Consider the following 5,398-nt stretch of genomic DNA (forward strand, 5'->3'; position numbering starts at 1 on the left):
GTTCTTAATCACTTGCGTAAGCGTTGAGAAGACAGTCTCAGCGCGGATCGAGCCGGTGCGCTCGAGCAGCGCGCCGAGCATGACCATGTTCGCGGCGCGGGTGCTACCAAGTTTATCGGCCATCTCGGTGGCCGGCATGACCAATACATCCACTCCCTCGGCGTGGAAATCGGCCGGCAAGGCGGTGCTGTTGTACAGGATGAGACCGCCGGACACCACCTCCGGCCCGAATTTGTGGAGCGCCGGCTCATTGAGAGCAATCAGAATGTCAGGGCGAGAAACCAGCGGCGAGGCAATGGTATCCACGGAAAGTCGCACGTGACAGTTGGCGGTGCCCCCGCGCATCTCCGGACCGTAGGACGGCAACCAGCTCACCTGCAGCCCTTCCACCATCCCGGCCTGAGCAATCAACTGGCCGAGCAGGAGCACGCCCTGGCCGCCGAAGCCGGCGATGCGCATACCGGCTTGTTGGAATCCCTGTCGTCCCGGATTCGGGTGCGGCAGCGCATCCGGGGCCTTCGCCATGGCCGCTTTCCTTTCGAAGTCAAGAATGGCAAGTATTTCGGCGTTGCCCGGCTCCTTCCGCGGAGTCCAAGGCGCAACCTTCTCAGCCGTCTTATCGCGATATACCCCCAGCGGGAAGACGGGCAGCATTTTCTCTGCAATCCATTGACGCGATTCCATCGCCGTCATGTTCCAGATCGTCGGGCAGGGGGAAAGCAACTCGATGAGAGAAAACCCGCGCCCCTGGACTTGTATTTCCAGCGCCTTGCGGATGGCCTTGCGCGCTTTCATGACGCTCTTGTTGTCGTGCGTGGAAACGCGCTCGATATAGACCGGCGCTTCGAGCGAAGAGAGCAGCTCGCAGACGCGAAGCGGGAAGCCCTCATTCTCCACGCTGCGTCCGAAGGGCGAGGTGGTGCTCTTTTGGCCGACGAGGGTGGTCGGCGCCATCTGCCCGCCGGTCATACCGTAAATGGCGTTGTTCACAAAAAAGACGGTGATATTTTCGCCGCGATTGGCGGCGTGAATGATCTCGGCGGTGCCGATGGCTGCCAGGTCGCCGTCGCCCTGGTAGCTGAGCACGATGCTCTCCGGATGGGCTCGCTTGACGCCGGTGGCAACCGCCGGCGCGCGGCCATGGGCTGCTTGCACATTGCCCACGTCGAAATAGTAGTAGGCAAACACCGCGCAGCCAACCGGGTTGACCAAGATCGTGCGATCCTGCACGCCAAGGGAGTCAATCGCCTCGGCAATCAGCTTGTGGATAACGCCGTGGCCACAGCCCGGGCAATAGTGGGTCTGGTGCTGCAGCTCATCCCGGCGGAAAAAACTTTCGTAGAAGGTCGGCGACTTCTCTTGCATGACGCGGTATTCGCTCACTGTTTCAGCTCCCTGCCCCGCCCACCAGGTGGCCTAGCCGCTCCGCCTCGAGCGCGTCGCGCCTGGCCTTGCGGGAGTGATAGCAGAGTTTGATTTGTTCCAGAATCTCCTCGGCGGACGGCACGTTTCCGCCGAAGCGGGCGCACAAGTTGACCGGGCGCTCGTCGTGAATGGAGAGGCGGACGTCGGCAATCATCTGCCCGGTGCTCAGCTCCACCACCAGCAGCCCGTCCATGCGTCGAGCGAGTTCCTGCAGCGCCTTTTCCGGGAAAGGCCACAGAGTAATGGGGCGGAGAAGTCCGACTCGCATGGCTCCCTTGCGCGCCAGTTCCACCGCGGCCTTGGCCACCCGCGAGGCGATGCCGTAGGCGACCACCAGCAATTCGGCATCGTCAGTCCGATAAGCTTCGTGCCGCGCTTCCACCGGCGCCGCCCGCTGATATTTTTCCTCGAGCTTGCGCACGTGAGCCTCCAAAGCATCGTGCGAGAGATAGATGGAAGTGATCAAGTTGCGCCGCGTCCCGGCATCGCCCCGCACCGCCCACTCCTTCTCCGGCGCCGCCGCCACCTCCTCGGCAAAATCCACCGGCTCCATCATCTGGCCGGTGTAACCATCGGTGAGGATGATCACCGGATTGCGATAGCGGTCGGCCAGCTCGAAGGCGAGCATGGTGAGGTCGCACATCTCCTGGCAGGAGTTCGGCGCCAGGACAAACGTGCGGTAATTGCCGTGCCCGCCGCCTTTGACGATCTGGTTGTAATCGCCCTGTTCGGGACCGATGTTGCCCAGTCCCGGCCCGCCGCGCACCACATCCGCCACCACGCAGGGCAGTTCTGACCCGGCCAGGTAAGAAAGCCCTTCCTGCATCAAGCTCAACCCCGGCCCGGAGGAAGCCGTCATGGCGCGCTGGCCGGCGGCGGCGGCTCCGTAAACCATATTGATGGCGGCGACCTCGCTTTCCGCCTGGACAAACGTGCCGCCGATCTGCGGGAAATAGAGTGCTGCCGCTTCGGCAATTTCACTTGCTGGCGTGATGGGATAGCCGTAGAAGGCCCGGCAGCCAGCCAGAATGGCTCCTTTGACAATTGCCTCATTGCCCTTGATCAGTTGCCGCGCCATCCATCGCTCCTCATCGCGGCGGGGGAAGTCTTCCCACTCCCACCGTGTTGCTTGCCGGGCGGGCAGGCCCGCCGCCGCAAGCCGCCCCGCTCCGGCCTTGTGTGGCGAGGCGAGGCTCCTCCCTCAAGCTGGTACCGGGGCTTTCCGGTTGGTTGCTTCCACCACCGCCCGATAGACGGTGATGGCCCCCGGTTCCGGACAGCAGTAAAAACAAATCCCGCATCCCGTGCAGCCATCGCCTTTGTAGCGGGCGGGGTGAAAACCGTAGCGGTTGAGTTCAGGGGCCAGCTCCAGCACTTCCGGCGGGCAAGCATCCACGCAGACGCCACAGCCTTTGCATTCTTCCGCGTTGATCTCAACCTTTCCGCGCGCTTCCGCCATGAATGCCCTCCGCCATGCCAACTAGTGCCGTTCCAACTCTTTGGGGCCATTTTCCGCAAGTCACACGGCATGCTTTATTGATCATACAGGATCGAGATGTATAGGTTCATCAAGTTGGAACGGCACTAGCCCCATCCGCCAGGGGCGGATTCCCTTTCCATGAGAGGGAAGGCTAACGCCTTCCGCCACGTTTGCCGCCAACGCCGTGGCTCGAACACCCCACTCCATCCTTACCTCGCGGGCCGCCAGGCTCATACCAGTCTTTCGGCCGGCTTCAGCCAGCGCTGCTTGCTCGAGTATTCCAGGAGTTCGTTCCGAAACTTCGGATGGGCAATGTTGATAAGCGCCTCCGCCCGCTGCCGGATGTTCTTGCCGTGGAGATAAGCCACGCCGTACTCGGTGACCACGTAGTGGACGTCGGCGCGAGAGGTGACCACGCCCGCGCCGGGGTCCAGCATCGGCACAATCCGGGAAATCGAATCGTCCTTGGCAGTCGCCGGCAGAGCGATGATCGGCTTGCCGCTCTTCGAGCGCGCCGCGCCGCGGATAAAGTCCACTTGGCCGCCAAAACCGCTGTAGAAATAACTTCCAATCGAATCGGCCACCACCTGCCCGGTCAGGTCCACCTGCAAGGCGGCGTTGATCGCTATCATTTGATCGTTTTGCGCAATGCGGAACGGATCGTTCGTGTAACTGGTTGGATGAAATTCAAAGATCGGGTTGTTGTGGATGAAGTCAAACAGGCGCCTAGTCCCCAGGCAAAAGCCGGCAATCACCTTGCGCGGGTGGATCGACTTCCGCTCGCCGTTGACGACGCCCCTTTCGATCAACTCAATCAGCCCGTCCGAAAACATTTCGCTGTGGACTCCCAGGTCTTTCTTGCCCTCCAAGTAGAGCAAAACCGCGTCCGGTATCCCCCCGATGCCCATTTGAAGGGTGGAACCGTCTTCGATGAGATCGGCAATGTTCCGCCCGATCATCCGATGGAGATCGGTCACGTGGTGCTCGGGAAGTTCGCACAGCGGCCGCGAACTCTCCACGATGAAATCCAGCTTGCTGACGTGAACGAAGGTATCGCCGAGCGTCCGCGGCATCTGATCGTTGACCTCAGCGACGATATGCTTGGCCACTTTCACCGCCGTCATCGTGGTATCCACGCCCACGCCCAGCGAGCAATAACCGTGCTCGTCGGGCGGCGTCACCGTGATCAGGGCAACGTCAAGCGGCATCTCACCACTGAGGAAAAGCCCTTCAATCTCGCCCAGAAAGATCGGCATGTAATCCGCCCGGCCGGCGTTCACCGCGTCACGAACGTTTCCCCCGATGAACATGGCGTTGTGCCGAAAATGCCCTTCCATCTCCGGACGCACGTAATCGGCGTTGCCCAGCGTAAGCAGGTGAACCAGCTCGACCTCGCGCAATTCCGGCGCCCGCTGGTAGAGCGCCTCCACCAGCACTTCCGGCTCAGCGCAACCCGGGTGGATATAGACCCTGTCGCCGGACTTGATACAACGCAGTGCTTCGGTCGGGCTTACAATTTTTCGCTTGAAGACATCAATCCACGACATGGCAGGCGGTCTCCTTGCGTCCCCTCGCCCTTGCTTCCCCTCATGACCAGATCTGCTCGCCAAGGAGCGAATAGATTTCGACGGGCTTGGCGCCGAAGATCTCAGCAATGACCGGATTCACGCACTGGCCGTTGTACGTGTAAACCCCTTTGGCCAGGTCCGGGCTGTGATAAAGAGCCCGGTCGATGCCCTCATTCGCAATCCGCATGAGGTACGGCAGGCTGGAGTGGGAGAGGGCCGCCGTGGCCGTCCGCGCGATATTGGCCGTCATATTGGGCACGCAATAGTGGATCACGCCGGAATAGACGAAGGTCGGCTGCGCCAGGGTGGTAGGCCGTGAGGTAGCAACGCACCCCCCCTGGTCAATCGAGATGTCCAGGATCACACTGCCCGGCTTCATCGTGCGAACCATTTCTTCGCTGACCAGGTGAGGCGCCTTGCCACCGTGGATCAGCACCGCTCCAATCAACACATCGGCCGCCTTCACCAGCCGCTCAATGGTCGGCCGGTCCGCCATGGCGGTGGCCACCCGGTTGCCAAACTCGTTGTGAATGCGCCGCAGCTTGTTGATCTCCTGGTCGAGAACAATCACCTGGGCCCCGGCCCCGACGGCGGTTCGCGTCGCGTGCGTCCCGACAATCCCCGCGCCGAGGATGACCACCAGGGCCGGCGGAATGCCCGGAGCGCCGCCGAGAAGAATTCCTCGGCCTCCGCTCTCCGTTTCGAGTAAATGCGACGCGATCGGCACCGTCATCTGCCCGGCAATCTCGCTGATCGCCGAGAGCACGGGCAGGTTGCCGTCCATGGACTCAATCACCTCAAAGCCGATGGCCGTTACCTGCTTCTTGAGCAAAATCTGGTAGGCCTCTCGGGGCGAAACCGCCAGGTGAAAGAACCCCATCACGATTTGCTCCGGATGGAGCAATTCGTATTCCGCCTTGGTGGG

The 5,398-nt window shown here is 61.7% G+C and carries 5 protein-coding genes; all 5 read right to left on the bottom strand.

Annotation, left to right across the window (positions count from 1 at the left end; all coding sequences use genetic code 11):
* A partial coding sequence (locus VIH17_09545; GenBank protein ID HEY4683476.1) for a 2-oxoacid:acceptor oxidoreductase family protein occupies nt 1-1,383 on the bottom strand: 1,383 nt, incomplete at its 3' end.
* A 4-nt stretch (nt 1,384-1,387) separates the two neighbouring features.
* Nucleotides 1,388-2,503 carry a 3-methyl-2-oxobutanoate dehydrogenase subunit VorB gene (locus VIH17_09550; protein HEY4683477.1) on the bottom strand — a complete coding sequence of 372 codons (1,116 nt, stop codon included), beginning with the start codon at nt 2,501-2,503 and terminating at the stop codon, nt 1,388-1,390.
* Nucleotides 2,504-2,626: 123 nt separating this feature from the next.
* Nucleotides 2,627-2,884, bottom strand: coding sequence for a 4Fe-4S dicluster domain-containing protein (locus VIH17_09555; GenBank protein ID HEY4683478.1), 258 nt, complete (start codon nt 2,882-2,884; stop codon nt 2,627-2,629).
* A 251-nt stretch (nt 2,885-3,135) separates the two neighbouring features.
* Nucleotides 3,136-4,452, bottom strand: a complete 1,317-nt coding sequence (locus VIH17_09560) for an acetyl-CoA hydrolase/transferase C-terminal domain-containing protein (GenBank protein HEY4683479.1) — start codon at nt 4,450-4,452, stop codon at nt 3,136-3,138.
* 40 nt (nt 4,453-4,492) lie between these two features.
* Nucleotides 4,493-5,398 (bottom strand): alanine dehydrogenase (locus VIH17_09565; protein HEY4683480.1); only part of this gene is annotated, 906 nt, incomplete at its 5' end.

It is taken from the genome of Candidatus Acidiferrales bacterium (genome assembly GCA_036514995.1).
GTDB lineage: Bacteria > Acidobacteriota > Terriglobia > Acidiferrales > DATBWB01 > DATBWB01.

What these genes read in the sequence shown, in the direction of transcription:
- VIH17_09550 (HEY4683477.1), bottom strand. Translation starts at nt 2,503, where the DNA reads ATGGCGCGGCAACTGATCAAGGGCAATGAGGCAATTGTCAAAGGAGCC.
- VIH17_09555 (HEY4683478.1), bottom strand. Translation starts at nt 2,884, where the DNA reads ATGGCGGAAGCGCGCGGAAAGGTTGAGATCAACGCGGAAGAATGCAAA.
- VIH17_09560 (HEY4683479.1), bottom strand. Translation starts at nt 4,452, where the DNA reads ATGTCGTGGATTGATGTCTTCAAGCGAAAAATTGTAAGCCCGACCGAA.